Source organism: Bradyrhizobium quebecense (assembly GCF_013373795.3).
Classification (GTDB): Bacteria; Pseudomonadota; Alphaproteobacteria; order Rhizobiales; family Xanthobacteraceae; genus Bradyrhizobium; species Bradyrhizobium quebecense.
The window spans coordinates 1543456-1559678 of the sequence record NZ_CP088022.1; the positions used below are offsets into that span (position 1 = coordinate 1543456).

At 63.8% G+C, this 16223-nt stretch carries 15 protein-coding genes; all 15 read left to right on the top strand.

Annotation, left to right across the window (positions count from 1 at the left end; translation table 11 throughout):
• Positions 1 to 218 precede the first annotated feature (218 nt).
• The 15 genes from HU230_RS07170 (at position 219) to HU230_RS07240 (ending at position 16162) form a co-directional block, all read left to right on the top strand.
• Complete coding sequence (locus tag HU230_RS07170) at positions 219 to 1373, top strand: transporter substrate-binding domain-containing protein (RefSeq protein WP_210284268.1); 1155 nt, start codon at positions 219 to 221, stop codon at positions 1371 to 1373.
• Positions 1370 to 2011, top strand: coding sequence for an ANTAR domain-containing response regulator (locus tag HU230_RS07175; RefSeq protein WP_176532294.1), 642 nt, complete (start codon positions 1370 to 1372; stop codon positions 2009 to 2011). Before HU230_RS07170 ends, HU230_RS07175 begins: the two co-directional genes overlap by 4 nt.
• Before the next feature lie 127 nt (positions 2012 to 2138).
• The gene (locus tag HU230_RS07180; RefSeq protein WP_173641995.1) at positions 2139 to 3389 is read left to right on the top strand and encodes a transporter substrate-binding domain-containing protein; all 1251 of its coding nucleotides are present in this window, start codon (positions 2139 to 2141) and stop codon (positions 3387 to 3389) included.
• Between the two features lie 123 nt (positions 3390 to 3512).
• The gene (gene urtB, locus HU230_RS07185) at positions 3513 to 4382 is read left to right on the top strand and encodes an urea ABC transporter permease subunit UrtB (protein ID WP_176532293.1); all 870 of its coding nucleotides are present in this window, start codon (positions 3513 to 3515) and stop codon (positions 4380 to 4382) included.
• Between the two features lie 16 nt (positions 4383 to 4398).
• Positions 4399 to 5538, top strand: a complete 1140-nt coding sequence (urtC, locus tag HU230_RS07190) for an urea ABC transporter permease subunit UrtC (RefSeq protein ID WP_176532292.1) — start codon at positions 4399 to 4401, stop codon at positions 5536 to 5538.
• Positions 5535 to 6287 carry an urea ABC transporter ATP-binding protein UrtD gene (gene urtD, locus HU230_RS07195; RefSeq protein WP_176532291.1) on the top strand — a complete coding sequence of 251 codons (753 nt, stop codon included), beginning with the start codon at positions 5535 to 5537 and terminating at the stop codon, positions 6285 to 6287. Before urtC ends, urtD begins: the two co-directional genes overlap by 4 nt.
• Positions 6280 to 6972 carry an urea ABC transporter ATP-binding subunit UrtE gene (gene urtE / locus HU230_RS07200; protein ID WP_176532290.1) on the top strand — a complete coding sequence of 231 codons (693 nt, stop codon included), beginning with the start codon at positions 6280 to 6282 and terminating at the stop codon, positions 6970 to 6972. Before urtD ends, urtE begins: the two co-directional genes overlap by 8 nt.
• 32 nt (positions 6973 to 7004) lie before the next feature.
• Positions 7005 to 8042: an aliphatic amidase gene (locus HU230_RS07205; protein WP_092125395.1), complete on the top strand. Its 1038-nt coding sequence runs from the start codon at positions 7005 to 7007 to the stop codon at positions 8040 to 8042.
• Between the two features lie 82 nt (positions 8043 to 8124).
• The gene (locus HU230_RS07210; protein WP_176532289.1) at positions 8125 to 9459 is read left to right on the top strand and encodes a purine-cytosine permease family protein; all 1335 of its coding nucleotides are present in this window, start codon (positions 8125 to 8127) and stop codon (positions 9457 to 9459) included.
• 34 nt (positions 9460 to 9493) lie between these two features.
• Positions 9494 to 10513: an alpha/beta fold hydrolase gene (locus tag HU230_RS07215; RefSeq protein WP_176532288.1), complete on the top strand. Its 1020-nt coding sequence runs from the start codon at positions 9494 to 9496 to the stop codon at positions 10511 to 10513.
• A gap of 49 nt (positions 10514 to 10562) precedes the next feature.
• On the top strand, positions 10563 to 11375 hold the full coding sequence (locus HU230_RS07220) for a CbbQ/NirQ/NorQ/GpvN family protein (RefSeq protein ID WP_275945287.1): 813 nt from the start codon (positions 10563 to 10565) through the stop codon (positions 11373 to 11375).
• Between the two features lie 14 nt (positions 11376 to 11389).
• The gene (locus tag HU230_RS07225; RefSeq protein WP_176532287.1) at positions 11390 to 13678 is read left to right on the top strand and encodes a nitric oxide reductase activation protein NorD; all 2289 of its coding nucleotides are present in this window, start codon (positions 11390 to 11392) and stop codon (positions 13676 to 13678) included.
• A gap of 73 nt (positions 13679 to 13751) precedes the next feature.
• A complete protein-coding gene (locus HU230_RS07230) occupies positions 13752 to 14558 on the top strand; it encodes a TonB C-terminal domain-containing protein (RefSeq protein ID WP_176532286.1) in 807 nt (268 codons plus the stop codon).
• Positions 14559 to 14568: 10 nt separating this feature from the next.
• The gene (locus tag HU230_RS07235) at positions 14569 to 15072 is read left to right on the top strand and encodes an RNA polymerase sigma factor (RefSeq protein WP_176532285.1); all 504 of its coding nucleotides are present in this window, start codon (positions 14569 to 14571) and stop codon (positions 15070 to 15072) included.
• Between the two features lie 94 nt (positions 15073 to 15166).
• Positions 15167 to 16162, top strand: a complete 996-nt coding sequence (locus HU230_RS07240; RefSeq protein WP_176532284.1) for a FecR family protein — start codon at positions 15167 to 15169, stop codon at positions 16160 to 16162.
• The last annotated feature ends 61 nt before the right edge of the window (positions 16163 to 16223 follow it).

The window sequence follows — 16223 nt, forward strand, 5'->3', positions numbered from 1 at the left end:
CTACCGGAGATAGACGGTCCGTGGACCGCTGCACCTGTGATCATTTGCGGGTAACGTCTGGTTTGCCTGCTTTCGCGTCAGCGCCGCTGACAGGATGAGCTGCCTGGGTCCTTGTCTCGCGGCAGATGACATGCAATCTTCCGCCCCCGGCAATGCTGTTCGAGAGCAACAAGAACAATAATCCCTCTCGTCCCTCCAATTCTGTCGAGGGCCTGATCATGTCGAACCTTACCCAAGCGACCTCCGCTCCATGGCGGATAGGCGTGCTGTTCTCGCGAACCGGCTTCATGTCGGTGATCGAGGAGACCCAGTATCAGGGCACGCAGCTTGCGATCGAGGAGGTGAACGAGGCGGGCGGGGTCTGCGGCCGCGAGCTGGTTCCCGTCGCCTACGACCCTGGCTCGGATTCGGCCGCCTATGGCCACTACGCCAAACGGTTGATGGTGGAGGATCAGGTCAGCACTATATTCGGCTGCTACACATCGTCGAGCCGCAAGGCGGTGCTGCCGGTGGTCGAACGGCTGAACGGCCTGCTGTGGTACCCGACGCTCTATGAGGGTTTCGAGGCGTCGCCGAACGTCATCTACACCGGCGCCTCGCCGAATCAGAACAGCCTCGCGCTGTGCCGCTATCTGATGGATACGTTCGGAACACGATTTTATTTCGTGGGATCGGATTACATCTATCCGCGTGAGTCCAACCGGGTGATGCGGGAACTGCTGAAGAGCAACGGCGGCTCGGTCGTGGGCGAGCGCTACGTCAATGTCTACGCGCGCTGGCAGGACTTTGTCCCGATCATCCAGGACATCAAGCGGGTCAGACCCGACGTGATCTTCTCGACCGTCGTGGGGGAGGGTACGGTCTTCCTCTATCAGGCCTACGCGAATGTCGGGCTCGATCCAAAGCAAGTGCCGATCGCCAGCCTGACCACGACGGAAGCCGAAATCGCCGCGATGGGTTTCGACGTCGGCGAAGGACACGTCACCGCGGCATCCTACTTCCAGGGCGTCGAGGGCAGCGCCAACAGCGCGTTTGTGCAGCGCTTCAAGAAGCGGTTCGGCGCCGACATCTCCACCAACATGTGCGCCGAGGCATCCTATTTCCAGCTGCATCTGTTTGCGAAGGCGCTCGAGCAGGTCAATTCGCTCGACACCGAAGTGCTGCGCTCGATGGTGTTCGGCACCAGCTTTGATGCACCGCAAGGTGCGGTGACAGTCAACCCGATGTCGGGTCATACTGATCTGTGGACGCGCATCGGACGCGCCAACCGCCAGGGACAGTTCGATGTGGTCAGCCAGTCGAAGGAGCCGGTGCATGCGGATCCGTTCCTGATCGGATATGGTCGTGCAACGCAAACAGGAAGCGTCCAATGAACGAGATGTCGCGTAAGCCGCAGCCGAGCCGAGACGTCGGCGGACGCAAGACCATGGTTCAGGAACTTGCCGATCTGTCGGCTGTCGTGGTCGCGCCGGTCGACGATCAGGTCGGCATGTTGCTGCGCGAATTGCAGCGATTCAGGATGCGGGTGCGCCAGGTCTGGCCGATGCCGGAGAGCGTGCCGGCCGATGCCGACGTGGTGTACTGCGAATATTCACCGGATCTGGCGCGGCGCCTGCCGTGGATTCCCGGCGACGCGCGTTCCGCGCTGGTCGTGATCCTGCCGGCGACGGAAGCCGTTCATGCCGACGCGCTGTGTCATGCAACGCCCAACGCCGTTCTGCCGCGGCCGTTCACGCAGAATGCAGTGTTGTCCAGCCTCGTGCTGGCGCGCAGCCAGTTCAGCTACGAACGGCGGCTTCGCAGCAAGATCGAGAAGCTCGACGACAATCTGCGTTCGATGCGCACGGTGGAACGCGCCAAGGCCATCCTGATGGCGACGCGGCAGATGCCGGAAACCGAAGCCTATGGCTTTATCAGACGACAGGCGATGGATCGTCGCGTGTCGGCAAGTGCAGTCGCCGCGGCGATTGTTGACTCGTTCGAACTGCTTGGCTACGATCATCAACAGTAAGCCCCAATAGCGGGGCCGGCGGCGACAGCGCCGCCTTCGACACAACCGGCAACAAAGCCCTCCCAATGCTCGCGTAAGCGCGCATCGGGAGGGCTTTTTGTTTTTTCAGTCCTGAAGGGAGCTAGGGATGAGCATTTCACGGCGGACTTTGCTGAGGAATACCGCGGCGCTTGGTGCATTTGCCGGCGCCGGACTGCCGCATATCTGGATCAAGAACGCCGACCTCGCGTACGCCGCGGGCGGCGAGATCAAGGTCGGCGTGCTGTTCTCGCTGACGGGAACGACCGCGATCATCGAGGAATCGCTCAACAAGGCGACGCTGCTTGCGATCGAGGAGATCAACGCCGCCGGCGGCATCAAGGGCAGCAAGATCGTGCCGATCGTCGAGGATCCTGCGTCTGATCCGGCGACGTTCTCGGAGAAGGCCCGCAAGCTCGTCGTCGGCGACAAATGCGTGAGCGTGTTCGGCTCCTATACCTCGGCGAGTCGCAAGGCGGTGCTCCCGGTCTTCGAGCGGCAGAACAATCTCTATTGGTATCCGACGCTCTATGAGGGCCGCGAGTGCTCGAAGAACGTCATCTACACCGGCGCCGTGCCGAACCAGCAGCAGGACGAGTTCGTGCCCTGGCTGGTCAAGAAGTTCGGCAAGAAGTTCTATCTGATCGGCTCCAACTACATCTATCCGAAGGAAGAGAACAATTACTGCAAGAAGCTGCTCGAGAAGCTCGGCGGCGAGGTCGTGGCGGAAGAATATGTGCCGCTCGGCCATTCCGAATTCTCTTCCGTCATCAACAAGATCCGCTCGACGCAGCCGAACGTGATCTTCTCCACCGTGGTCGGCGATTCCGTGGTCGCACTGCATCGTCAGTACAAGGCTGCCGGCCTCGATCCCGAGAAGATGCCGATGGCGAGTCTCACGACCTCCGAGAACGAGGTCGCGGCGATGGGCGGAGAGGCTGCCGCCGGTCACTTCACCTCGGCGCCGTACTTCATGGTGCACAAGTCGCCTGAGAACGAGAAGTTCGTCGAGGCCTACAAGAAGCGCTGGGGAGCCGACAAGGTGACGCATTTCGTCTCGGAGGCCTGCTACTTCCAGACCTATCTGTTCAAGCAGGCGGTCGAGAAGCTGGCAACCAGCGATCTCACGCCGCCGAACATCCGCGACGCGGTCAAGGGCCAGGAAGTGATCGCGCCGCAGGGCAAGGTCCGGATCGAGCCGGAGAACCTGCACACCTGGCTGTGGCCCAAGATCGCGCAGGCGAAGTCGAACGGCCAGTTCGAGATTCTCGTCGAGGCCAAGGATTGGCTGAAGCCGGTGCCCTACGCGGCCTATCCCGGGCAGTCCTGCACCGAGAAGGGCCTGGTCGAGAAGAGCTGACGGGGGCTGACGACGGCCGTCGGCGTGCGGCGCCGGCGGCCGGCTTCCGGCAACGAAAGCGGCCTCACGCACACATGCGAGGGGCGCAGGGCGCCCAAACCAACATCGAAAGCGGATCCCGACGTGGACCAACTCATCGAACAAATTGTCACAGGCCTCAGCATCGGGTCGATTCTGCTGCTCGTGGCGCTGGGACTGTCGATCATCTACGGCTCGATGGGCATCATCAATCTCGCCCACGGCGAGTTCGTGATGCTCGGCGCTTACGCCGCCTGGGTGTTCCACACCTATCTCGGGCTCGGCCTGCTCGCGAGCCTCGTTCCGATCTTCCTGGTGGTGGCCGCGTTCGGCTGGGTCATCGAGCGTTACGTGCTGAGCCTGCTCAACAACCGGCCGCTCGACACGATCCTCGCCACCTGGGGCGTCGGCATCATGCTGCAGCAGGCGGTGCGGCTGATGGTCGGCAGCGAATTGCGCTATGTGCAGCTGCCGCCGGCGCTGTCCGACAGCATGGACGTGTTCGGAATCCCGATATCGTCGTACCGGGTGTTCCTGTTCGTCGTGTCGATCGCGCTGTTCGGGGCGACCTGGTTGCTCATGAACCGCACCCCGGTCGGGATGAAGCTGCGCGCCATTATCCAGGACCGCTCGGTCGCTGCCTCGTTCGGCATCAACGCCAAGCGGGTCTACGCGCTGACCTTCGCCTATGGCGCGGGCCTTGCCGGACTTGCCGGCGCGCTGGTGTCGCCGCTCAAGAGCGTGTCGCCCGACATGGGCACCGGCTACGTGGTCGACGCCTTCATGGTGGTCGTGCTCGGCGGCGTGCAGAGCCTCGCCGGCACCGTGGCAAGTGCCTTCATCCTCGGCGAGCTCTCCGGCGGCATCGCCTTCCTGCAGAACGACACGGTGGCCAAGACGATCGTGCTGCTCGCCATCGTCGTGCTCATCCGTTTCCGCCCCGAGGGGCTTTTCACCGCACGCGTGCGGGCCTGAGACAGATCGCTCATCTATGCCGTCGAATATTTCCAACTCCAGCGGATTGCAGCGCCTGATCGCGCAACTTGCCCCGTTGCTCATCGTTTCCGCGCTGGTGTTCGCGCTCCCGGTGCTGCTCAACAATGACTTCCTGCTCAACAAGGTCGCGCGCTATCTCGTGCTGGGCATCCTGACGATATCGCTCGGGCTATCCTGGGGCTTCGGCGGAATCCTGAATCTCGGCCAGGCGATGAGCTTCGGGCTCGGCTCTTACGCGATGGCGATGGCGCTGAAGCTCAAGACCGTGCCGGTGCATACCGGAGCCAGCGGACTGCCGGACTTCATGGTCTGGAACAATGTCCAGCATTTGCCCTGGTTCTGGGAGCCGTTCCGGTCGCTCAGCTTCGCCATCGCCGCGGGCCTGCTCGTGCCGGCGCTGGTTGCGGCGGGACTCGGCTGGTTCATGTTCCGGGGGCGGGTCACCGGCGTCTACGTCTCGATCATCACGCTCGCCACCATGGTGGTGATCAATCTCGTGATCATCGACCAGCAGAGCTACACCGGCGGCTTCAACGGCATCACCGATCTCGCCCAGCTCGAGCTGTTCGGCGTCGCGTTCGATGCCTATGGCCGCGCGACCTACTACCTCGTCGCCGGATGCGTGCTGCTCAGCCTGCTGGTTGCCTTTGCCTTCACCAAGTCCAGGGCCGGCCTGATCGTGCAGGCGATCCGCGACCACGAGAGCCGGGTGCGCTACTTCGGCTACGACGTCGCGCTCTACCAGATCTTCGTGTTCGCGCTGTCGGCTGCGATCGCAGGCCTCGCCGGCATGCTCTACACGGTCGTGATGGAGTTTGCCTCGCCGACCTTCCTCGGCGTGCAGCTCTCGCTCTCGGTCGTGGTGTGGTGCGCCGTCGGCGGCAGGCAAAGCCTGGTCGGGGCATTCCTCGGCGCGGTGCTGGTCGCGGGCATGCAGGGCGCGCTGTCGGAATCCGCGGCGTTCCTCGAAACCTGGACGCTGGTGATGGGCGCGCTGTTCGTGCTCGTGGTGCTGTTCCTGCCAAAGGGGCTCGCCGGCCTCGCGCAGGCCACTTGGCGCTGGGTTGCCCAGCGCAGACAGGCCGCCAGCGGCGCGGTTGCACGGGGTGTCAGCCAGACGGAGGGCAGCACATGAGCTCCCATCTCGATCTCCGCGACGTCTCGGTCAGCTTCAACGGTTTCAGGGCGCTCAATTCGCTCAACATGAGCGTCGGCAAGGGCGAGCTACGCTGCCTGATCGGGCCGAACGGCGCCGGCAAGACCACGGCGTTGGACATCATCTGCGGCAAGGTTAAGCCCAGCGCCGGCACCGTCAGCTTTGACGGCACCGCGCTGCAGGATCTTGAGGAATACGAGATCGCCCGCGCCGGTGTCGGCCGCAAGTTCCAGGTGCCGAGCGTGTTTCGCGAGCTCTCGGTCAGCGACAATCTCGAAGTGGCGCGGGCGCGCCGCACCTCCGTGTTCGGCAATCTGCGCTGGAGTATCGGCAATGCCGGCCGCGACGACATCGAACGTCTTGCCGAACTGGTCGGGCTCACCGAACAGCTCGACCGGCCGGCCGCCTATCTGTCGCACGGCCAGACCCAGTGGCTGGAGATCGGCATGCTGGTCGCCCAGGACGCCGAGCTGATCCTGATGGACGAGCCGACCGCGGGCATGACGGCACAGGAAACCCGCAAGACCGCCGAACTGTTTGCGCGGCTGAAGGGCAAGCACACGCTGATCGTGGTCGAGCACGACATGGGCTTCGTCAAGGCGATCGGCGACATCATCTCGGTGATGCATATGGGCCAGATGCTGGCCGAGGGCACCGCAGCGGAAGTGGAAGCGCATCCGGAAGTTCGGCGCGCCTATCTCGGATCGGGAGGCATCAGCCATGCTTGAGCTGACCGACGTCGACGCTTTCTATGGCAACAGCCGCGCCCTGCAGGGCATCAACCTGATGGTCGGCAATGGCGAATTCCTGTCGGTGCTCGGCCGCAACGGCGTCGGCAAGACCACGCTGATGCGCAGCATCCTCGGCCTGATGGACCGGTGCACCGGACGCCTGTCGCTCGACGGCGCCGACATCTCGCCGCTACGGACCCATCAGCGCGCCAAGGCCGGCATCGCCTATGTGCCGCAGGGCCGCGGCATCCTGCCGCGCTTCACCGTGCGGGAGAATTTGACGCTCGGAACCTTCGCCGCGAAATCGGCCAACGGCATCGAGGAGTGGGTGCTCGAGCTGTTTCCGGTGCTCAAGGATTTTCTCAACCGCTACGGCGGCAATCTCTCCGGCGGTCAGCAGCAGCAACTTGCGATCGCACGCGCGCTGCTTGCCCAGCCCAAGGTCATCCTGCTGGACGAGCCGACCGAGGGCATCCAGCCGAACATCGTCGAGCAGATCGAGGACGTGATCGTCAAGCTCAATCGCGAGCGCGGTATCACGGTGGTGCTGGTCGAACAGAATGTCACGTTCGCGCGGCGCGCGTCCCACCGCTTCGCGTTGCTCGAAAAGGGACGCGTCGTCGCCAAGGGCGCGATCGGTGAGCTCACCGATGATCTCATCCAGCTCCACATGGCCGTGTAGCGGGAATTATCGTTCAGAAAGGGAGTCGAGACATGTTGCATGGAGATATATCGAGCAGCAAGGACACGGTCGGCGTTGCCGTGGTCAATTACAAGATGCCGCGTCTGCACACCAAGGCCGAGGTGCTGGATAACGCGCGCAACATCGCCAAGATGGTCGAGGGCATGAAGCTCGGTCTGCCGGGCATGGATCTCGTGATCTTCCCGGAATACTCGACCCACGGCATCATGTACGACTCCAAGGAGATGTACGAAACGGCTTCGTCAGTGCCCGGCGAGGAAACCCGCATCTTCGCCGACGCCTGCCGCAAGGCGAAGGTCTGGGGCGTGTTCTCGCTGACCGGCGAACGCCATGAGGAGCATCCCAACAAGGCGCCATACAACACGCTGATCCTGATGAACGACAAGGGCGAGATCGTCCAGAAGTATCGCAAGATCATGCCGTGGGTGCCGATCGAGGGCTGGTACCCCGGCGACTGCACCTACGTCTCGGAAGGGCCGAAGGGCCTGAAGATCAGCCTGATCATCTGCGACGACGGCAACTATCCGGAGATCTGGCGTGACTGCGCAATGCGCGGCGCCGAGCTGATCGTCCGCTGCCAGGGCTACATGTATCCGGCCAAGGAGCAGCAGATCCAGATCTCGAAATCGATGGCCTGGGCCAACAACTGCTACGTCGCGGTCGCCAACGCTTCCGGTTTCGACGGCGTCTATTCCTACTTCGGCCATTCCGCGCTCATCGGCTTCGACGGCCGGACGCTCGGCGAGTGCGGCACCGAGGAGAACGGCATCCAGTACGCCCAGCTCTCGGTGTCGCTGATCCGCGATGCCCGCCGCAACATGCAGTCGCAGAACCATCTCTTCAAGCTGATGCACCGCGGCTATACCGGCCTGATCAACTCCGGAGAGGGCGACCGCGGCCACGCGGTCTGTCCGTACACCTTCTACAAGAACTGGATCACGGACCCCGAGGGTACGCGGGAAATGGTTGAAGCCATGACCCGTCCGACCGTCGGGACCGACGAATGTCCGATCGAGGGCATTCCGAACCAGAAAGTCGCACATCGTTGATTTGGAAAAGCCGAGCTGTGCCGGCGCGATCATTCGCGCCGGCGCGGTTCTGAAATTGTTGCAGCGGGAAACGGGGGTTACCATGAGCAGCGAAGCAAATAGCGGACTGGTGCATCAGACCGAGGGGCAGATCGACGACCTTCTCGGCCATGAATTCGAGCATGAGCCGGTGCCGATCAGCGCCCGGCGCAGCGCCTTCTCGGTCACCATGGTGTGGCTGGGCTTTCCGATGATCATCACCGGCGCAATGACGGGATCGCTGCTGGTGCTGGGCATGGGCTTCAAGAATGCCCTGGTGGCCATGATCGTCGGCAATCTGATCATGTTCGCCTATGTGGGCGCGCTCGGCTTGATCGGCACCAGGCGCGGCATGAACTTCGCGCTGATCGCGAGCATCGTGTTCGGAAAGAAGGGCTATGTGCTGGCGTCGGGCCTGCTGTCGACCCTGCTGCTCGGCTGGTACGCGGTGCAGACCGGCATCACCGGCGCATTGATCTCCTCGACCTACGGCCTCAACTATGTAGCGATGACCATCGTCGCGGGCGTGCTCTATATCGGGATTACCTTCGTCGGCGTGAAGGGATTGCACTATATCGGGCTGGCGTCGGTGCCGTTGTTTGTCGTCCTCGGCCTCTGGGTTGCAGCCGACGCAGCCTCGACCACGACGGCAGCGGCGATCTTCGGCTATGCCGGCAACAATGGCGTCGCCAGCATGTCGATGGGCGTCGGCCTCACGGTGGTGCTTGCGCTGTTCATCGACGCCGGCACGGTGACGGCGGACTTCAACCGCTGGGCGCCGAGTCCGCGGGCATCCCTGTTTGCCACTTTCAGCGCGTTTCCGTTCGCCAATCTGGTGGCCATGCTGGTCGGCGGCGTGATGACGGCTGCGCTTGCGGTGCCGAACGCCAACCCGTTCGGTGTCGACAACATGTTCGGCTACATGAACGGCAAGCAGCTCGCCTGGCTCAGCATTCTTGCCTTTATCTTCCTCTACGCCAATCTCGGCTCGGTCTGCTCGCACTGCCTTTACAATGCGGCCACCGGCTGGTCCCGTATCCTCGGCACCAACATGCGGCTGATGGCCGTGATCCTCGGCGCTATCGGCATCGTGGTTGCCGCGGGCAACGTCTGGGCGTTCTTCATCCAGTGGCTGTCGCTGCTTGGCATTCTCGTGCCGCCGATCGGCGCGATCATCCTGGTCGATCAGTATTTGTTGCGCACCGGGGCGCGTGCGGACCTGGACTGGCGTGCGAAGCCGTTCATCGCCTGGGGCATCGGGTCGCTGTGCGCATTTGCGGTTGAAAATCTGATGCCGGGGCTGTCCACTGCGATCTCCGCCGCGCTGGTCGCCGGCATCGTGTACGGGGCGATCGCGCGGGTGGAATCTTCCACCGAAAAGGTGGCGCGTCCCGCGTAAGCGACAAGCTCGATCAAGCAAGAAGGATACATCAATGAGCGTCGACTATCAGATCTATGATCTCGGCAATCTGGCCTTGCAGCGCGGCGCGACCCTCCGCGACTGCAAGCTCGCCTACAAGACGTTTGGCCAGCTCAACGCGGCCAAGGACAACGTGATCGTCTATCCGACCTGGTACTCCGGCCAGCACACCGACAATGAATGGCTGATCGGGCCGGGCATGGCGCTCGATCCGGCGAAGTACTTCATCATCATTCCCAATATGCTGGGCAACGGCCTGTCGTCGTCGCCGAGCAACACGCCGGAGCCTTATAACGGGCCGCGTTTTCCGCAGGTGACGGCCTATGACAATGTCCGCGCCCAGCACCGGCTGGTGACCGAGAAATTCGGCATCAAGCACATCCGTCTGGTAGTCGGCTGGTCGATGGGCGCGTTGCAGACGTTCCACTGGGGCGCGCTCTATCCCGATATGATGGATCTGCTGGCGCCGTTCTGTGGCTCGGCCAAATGCTCGCGCCACAACTACGTGTTCCTCGAAGGCGTGAAGGCCGCACTCACGGCGGATGCGGCGTGGAAGGAGGGCTGGTACACCGATAAGCCGGCCCGCGGTCTGCGCGCCGCCGCGCGGGTCTATGCCGGTTGGGGCTTTTCGCAGGCCTTCTATCGCGAGCAGCTCGACATCAAGACGATGGGCTTTTCGTCGCTGGAGGATTTCCTGGTGGCGTTCTGGGAGGGCTTCTTCCTGCCGAAGGATCCCAACAACCTGCTCACCATGCTGTGGACCTGGCAGAATGGCGACATCAGCGCCAACGAGATCTACAATGGTGACTTCAAGGCTGCGCTGAAGGCGATCAAGGCCAAGGCCTACGTCATGCCGGGGCAGACCGATCTCTACTTCCCGCCTGAAGACAGCGAGAACGAGGTCGCGAACATGCCGAACGCCAGGTTCGTGCCGGTGCCATCGATCTGGGGCCACTTCGCGGGCGGGCCGGGGACTAATCCGGTCGATGTCGCTTTCATCGATACCAAGCTCAAGGAATTGCTCGCATCGTGAGTTCAATCGGTTGCGAACGGCTGCCTGCGCGATCATGGGAGGCGTGAGCTTGTCCAATCCCGCTTTGCTGCTCGACCAGTACCGCATCCGCCAGGAGCCGTATTACCGGCCGCTCAAGGATGAGGTCGAACTGTTCGGCGCAGCCTATGCGAACCGCATGCCGGTGATGCTGAAAGGCCCCACCGGCTGCGGCAAGACCCGCTTCATCGAATACATGGCCTGGCGGCTCGGCCGTCCGCTCATCACGGTCGCCTGTCACGAGGACATGACGGCGGCGGATCTGGTGGGACGCTGGCTGCTCGATGCGGAGGGTACGGTGTGGAGCGACGGGCCGCTCACGACGGCCGTGCGTCTTGGCGCGATCTGCTATCTCGACGAGATCGTCGAGGCGCGTCAGGACACGACGGTCGTGATCCATCCCTTGACCGACGATCGGCGTGTGCTGCCGCTGGAAAAGCGCGGCGAGCTGATCCACGCGCATTCCGATTTCCAGCTCGTGATCTCCTACAATCCGGGCTACCAGAGCGCGATCAAGGATCTCAAGGAATCCACCAAGCAGCGTTTCGCGGCGCTGGATTTCGGTTACCCCGACCGGTCGGCGGAAACCGAGGTGGTGTCGCGCGAGGCCGGCATCGAACCCAATCTCGCCGATCTCCTGGTGAAGATCGCCCAGCACAGCCGCAATCTGAAGGGCCAAGGGCTTGACGAAGGCGCCTCGACCCGGATGCTGGTCAATGCCGGCCGCTTGATCGGATGCGGCATCAGCCTCGAAAAGGCGTGCGAGACCACGATCGTCGTTCCCTTGACCGACGATGCGGACACCAGGAACACGTTGCGTGACGTGATTTCGGCCTCTGCGTAGACGGAAACTCGGAGGTGGCGGTCGCGCAAATCAGTTCGCTCGATGGCTTCCGGTCCGGGCGCCGGCTCGCGGCGCTCTTGCGCGACCACGATGAGATCGCCGTGGCGGTGCAGGGGGCGCGAGCCGCCTTGCACCGGATGGGATCGTTCGATCGTCTGGCGGCCTGGGACGAGGCGGTGCACGACCTGTTCGAGGCCAACCTCGGCCAGGCGGTGGTTCTGGGCTTTCTAAAACTATCGGAGCAATGGCAGGCGCTGCGATCGACCGATGACCTGATCGCGATCGGACGCGCCGCAGGGGATATCGGCCGCAGCGCTGGAAGCCGCACTGCCCATGGGTTGCTGACCGAATTGTCCAAGGTGCTGCCGCGGCTTGCGGGTGCTGGAGAACTCACCGCGGTTCTTGCGGCGCTAGGCCAACTCGCAGATGCAGGCCCGGAATCGGTGGGCCTTGCGATCGGCCGGCTGGAGCCGCTGCTCACGCATGCCGGCGCCGACGATTTTTCCGCCTGGGTTTCGGCCGGCTTGCGCGCAAGCGGCGGCCGCGCATCGCGTCGACGCGCCTATTTCGCGCTCGACGATCCGCTCTCGGCGCGGCTGTTCGCAGTCGGCCGGACCGGCGATGATTTTGCACGGCTGGAGAAGCGCCTCGCTGCAACCACGATCGCGCTGTGGAACAGGAAGCCGCGTTTCCGCAAGCTTGCCATTGCACCGACGCCGGTGCCGCGGCGTGCCTCGCTCGCTGCCGGCCTGATCGGGCTCCCGGAGACCTTTCCCGGTTTCGCGGGCGAGGCGGCAGACACCATCTATCTCGCCGCGGTCGCGCATGCCGGAGCGCATTTCGTGCACTCCACCGTCCGCTTTCCCGTGGGGCGACTGAAGGCGCTCCAGATCGCGCTGGTTTCGCTGATCGAGGATGCCAGGGTTGAGACGCTGGCGCTTCGCGAGATGCCCGGGCTGCGCCGGCTGTGGTTGCCGTTTCACAGTGCGACGCCAACCGGCCAGGCAACTGCCGCCGGACTGATGACGCGGTTGGCGCGGGCGCTGATCGATCCGGACTATCAGGATCCGGATGCGTGGGTGACCAAGGGGCGGGCTCTGTTTGCCGGTGCCGCCGACCGGTGGATTGATCCCGCCATCAGCCGGGAGATCGGCGGGCTGCTCGGCAACGACATCGGGCAGATGCGGTTGCAGTTCAATGCCAAGAGCTACGTCGTCGAACCGGCCTATCGCGACGACAATCTGGCGCTGTGGGATTTTGGCGATCAGCCGGACAGCCCGGCCGAGACGATCGAACTTGCGGTCGATTCCGTACGAATGGAGCGTCGCGATGACGTCGATGGACGATCCACCGACGACAACGCAAAGCCCGACGAAACGCTGCGCGCGAAGGCCGCAGCGGTCACCCTGCTGGACGGATTTCCGGTCGCGACCTACCCGGAATGGGACTATGCGACGCGCACCGAGCGCGCGGACTGGACCACGATCCTGGAGGCTGACGCAGCGGTTTCCGCACAGCCGTTCGACCCTTCGACGGATGCCGAGGCGATGCGCTGGATCACCGAGTTGACCCGCGACGCCTCAATCGGTCGCCGCATCAGATACAGGGGCCAGCGCGACGGCGACGCGCTTGACATCGACGCAGCAATCGCGCTGACGATCGAGCGCCGCGCCGGCAGCATCAGCGAGCCCAGGGTCTACCAGCGCGATGCGCCGGGACCGCGTGATCTCGCCGTTCTGCTGCTGCTCGACCTGTCGCAATCGACCGCCGACCGTGATCGTCGCGGCCGGACGGTTCTCGACGTCGAGCGCAAGGCCGCCGCGATCATGGCGACGGCGGTCGAGGCCGCCAATGACGCGATCGCGGTGCACGGCTTCAGCTCCGACGGCCGCGACCGTGTGCGCTATCTCCGCATCAAGGGCTTCGAGGAGCCGATGGACGCCGTCGTGCGTTCGCGTCTCGCGGGCGTTGGCAGCAGCCATTCCACCCGGCTCGGTGCCGCGTTGCGCCACGCCGGAGGCTACCTCGCGGGGCGACGTGCATTCCGCAAGGTGCTGCTGGTTCTGACCGACGGCGAGCCGTCCGACGTCGATGTGCCCGATCCGCAATATCTGGTGGAGGACGCGCGCCGTGCCGCTCAGCAGCTGCGGCGGCGCGGCACCGATATATTTGCCTTCGGCATCGGTGAGGACAGATTTCCCCAACTCGATCGCATTTTCGGCGAGCGCCATGCGCTCCGGGTGCCCCGCATCGAGGTTTTGCCGCAACGGGTGATGCAGCTTTATGCGGAACTGAAGAAATAGCGCTGCCCATCCCCAGCGGGCTCGGATCCTCGTCCACGGGCCTACGTACCGCTGTCACACTTCGACGCTAACGTTGCAGATTGGACACAGTCGCCCGCCTTGGGAAACAATCGACGCGGATACGATGAGCATTGGATATCTTTCGAGGGGCGTGGCAGGGCGCCCCTCAGACGCTCGTCGATTGTGCGTTTTGATCTGCCTCTGCATGCTGGGGGCGGGCAGCGATGTCTCGATGGGGCAGGAGAGTCCGATCGCTGCTGCGCCGCGCCTCACCTTCGATATTCCGTCGCAACCCCTGACATCCGCACTGGAAAGTTATGGCGCCACGTCGCGGCGTGAGGTGCTTTACGATGCGCGGCTTGCGACCGGCCGACTCTCAGGCGAGGTGAGGGGCGTCTTCGCGCCGTCCGAGGCCTTGCAGATCCTGCTTGATGGCACCGGCCTTGTCGGCCGCCTGACGTCGGAGAATGCCGTGGTGATCGTGCCCTCGTCTCCGGCCGCCGGGCAGCCGACGACGCCCGACGTCGATGCGCGAAAAGGCGATCCAGTCATTCGTGCCCGTTACTATGCCGTGGTGCAGGAGCGCGTTCGCGACGCCTTCTGCAGGGATACTTTGCTGCGGCCCGGCCGCTATCGGATCGCCGTGCAGTTCTGGATCGCTCCAACAGGATCCGTGCAACAGACCAGGCTTTTGAGCAAGACAGGCGATGACCGCGTCGACAGCGCGATCGAGACGACGCTTCGCGGTTTGAGAATGAACGAGGTGCCGCCGCCCGGCATCTCGCAACCCCTCACGATGGTCGTTGCGGCGCGTCCGTCGGAACGGACGCAGGACTGCGCCGGGATCGACGCCATCCGGACCAGCGGTGGGGTGAATTGAGCGTGCTGCGATGAGCGACGCAACCCGGACCATGCTGCGCAGCTTCCTGGCTGCCCGCTACGACGATCTCAAGCTGCGGCTGAGCCGCCGTCTCGGATCGGCGGAGCTTGCCAGCGATGCATTGCAGGACACCTATGTGCGTCTCGGGCGGGCCGAGGTGGCGGGGTCGGTGCAAAGCCCGGCGGCCTATCTGTTCCGCATGGCCTTTAACGTCGCAATCGACCGGCAGCGGGCCGAGAAACGGCGTCTGGCGCGCAATGAAGTTCAGGATCTGCTCCATATTGTGGACGATGCGCCCGGGCCGGGTCAGATCACTGAGGCTCGCTTCGAGATCGAGGCCCTGGAGAAGGCGATCGCGGAACTGACACCGCGCCGCCGGGTCATCCTGCTGGCCGCGCGGCTTCAGGGAATGCCGCAGCGTGAGATCGCCAGCCGGCTGGGAGTCTCGTTGCGTCTGGTCGAGAAGGAACTCCGCCTCGCCCAGGAACATTGCGCGCTGAAGTTGGGAAAATAGTTGTGCGGTTGATGGCTATCGCGAACGTCAAGTGGACAGGCGGACGGTTCGGCTGCGGAGGCTGCCGTTTGCGTGCGCGGCGAGGCAAGTCCGCATGACGTACGAAGGCGGCAAACCGACGATAGGGCTCGGCGCGATGGAGCGGGAGGCACATGCCTGGGTGAGGCGCTTGACGTCCGGAGACGCGACAGTCGAGGACGCCGAGGCATTCCAGCTGTGGCGCCAGCAGAGCGCGGCCCATGCGATTGCCTTTGCCAAGGCAAGCAAGCTTTGGGAGACGGTCGGCAAAGCCGGCCATAACCTCCGGTATGACCCCGCGTCGCTGGGCGTATTGCTTGATGGCGAAGCGAAGCGCGTGATGACCCGCAGGTTGGTGCTCGGCGGGGGACTTGCGACCGCCGCGGCCGCCGTCGGAGCGGTGACGCTACGTCCCCCGCTCGAGCTCTGGCCGTCATGGTCCGAGCTTGCGGCCGACTACCGGACCGGCACGGGGGAGCAGCGCAAGCTCGCATTGAACGACAATGTGTCGATCAACCTCGACACACGAACCAGCATCGCGCTGCGCCCGGACCATGGCGACATCAGCCGCTTCGAGTTGATCACGGGGCAGGCATCGATCGCGACGGCCCCGCAACTGTCGCGACCAGTGACGGTGATCGCGTCCAGTGGTCAAACCGTGGCAACGCAAGCCTCGTTCGACGTCCGCTACCTCGGAGCCGAGGTACGCGTTACCTGTCTCCGCGGCGAGGTTCGCGTCGAGCATCAGGGAAACGCCCGTACCGTTCGTGAAAGGCAGCAGATCGCCTATGACGAGAGGCGCATGAGCGACATCGTCGCGATCGATCCGGCCGTCGAGGCGGCCTGGCAAGAGGGATTGCTGATCTTCCGTTATACGCCGCTGCCCAAGGTGGTGGAGGAGGTGAACCGGTACCGGTCGGGCCGGATCTTCATCGTCAATGCCGAGCTCAACGCCCATCTGATCAACGGCCGCTTCCATATCGATCGGATCGACGAGGTTCTCCTGCAGCTCGAACAAGCCTTTGGCGTGAAAGCCAAAACGCTTCCCGGCGGCATTGTGCTGCTCAGCTGAGGGGGCCTCTATCGGTTTGCAAAAAATTTCGCATCCGGCGTGCGGGTCTGCCCATTCGGGA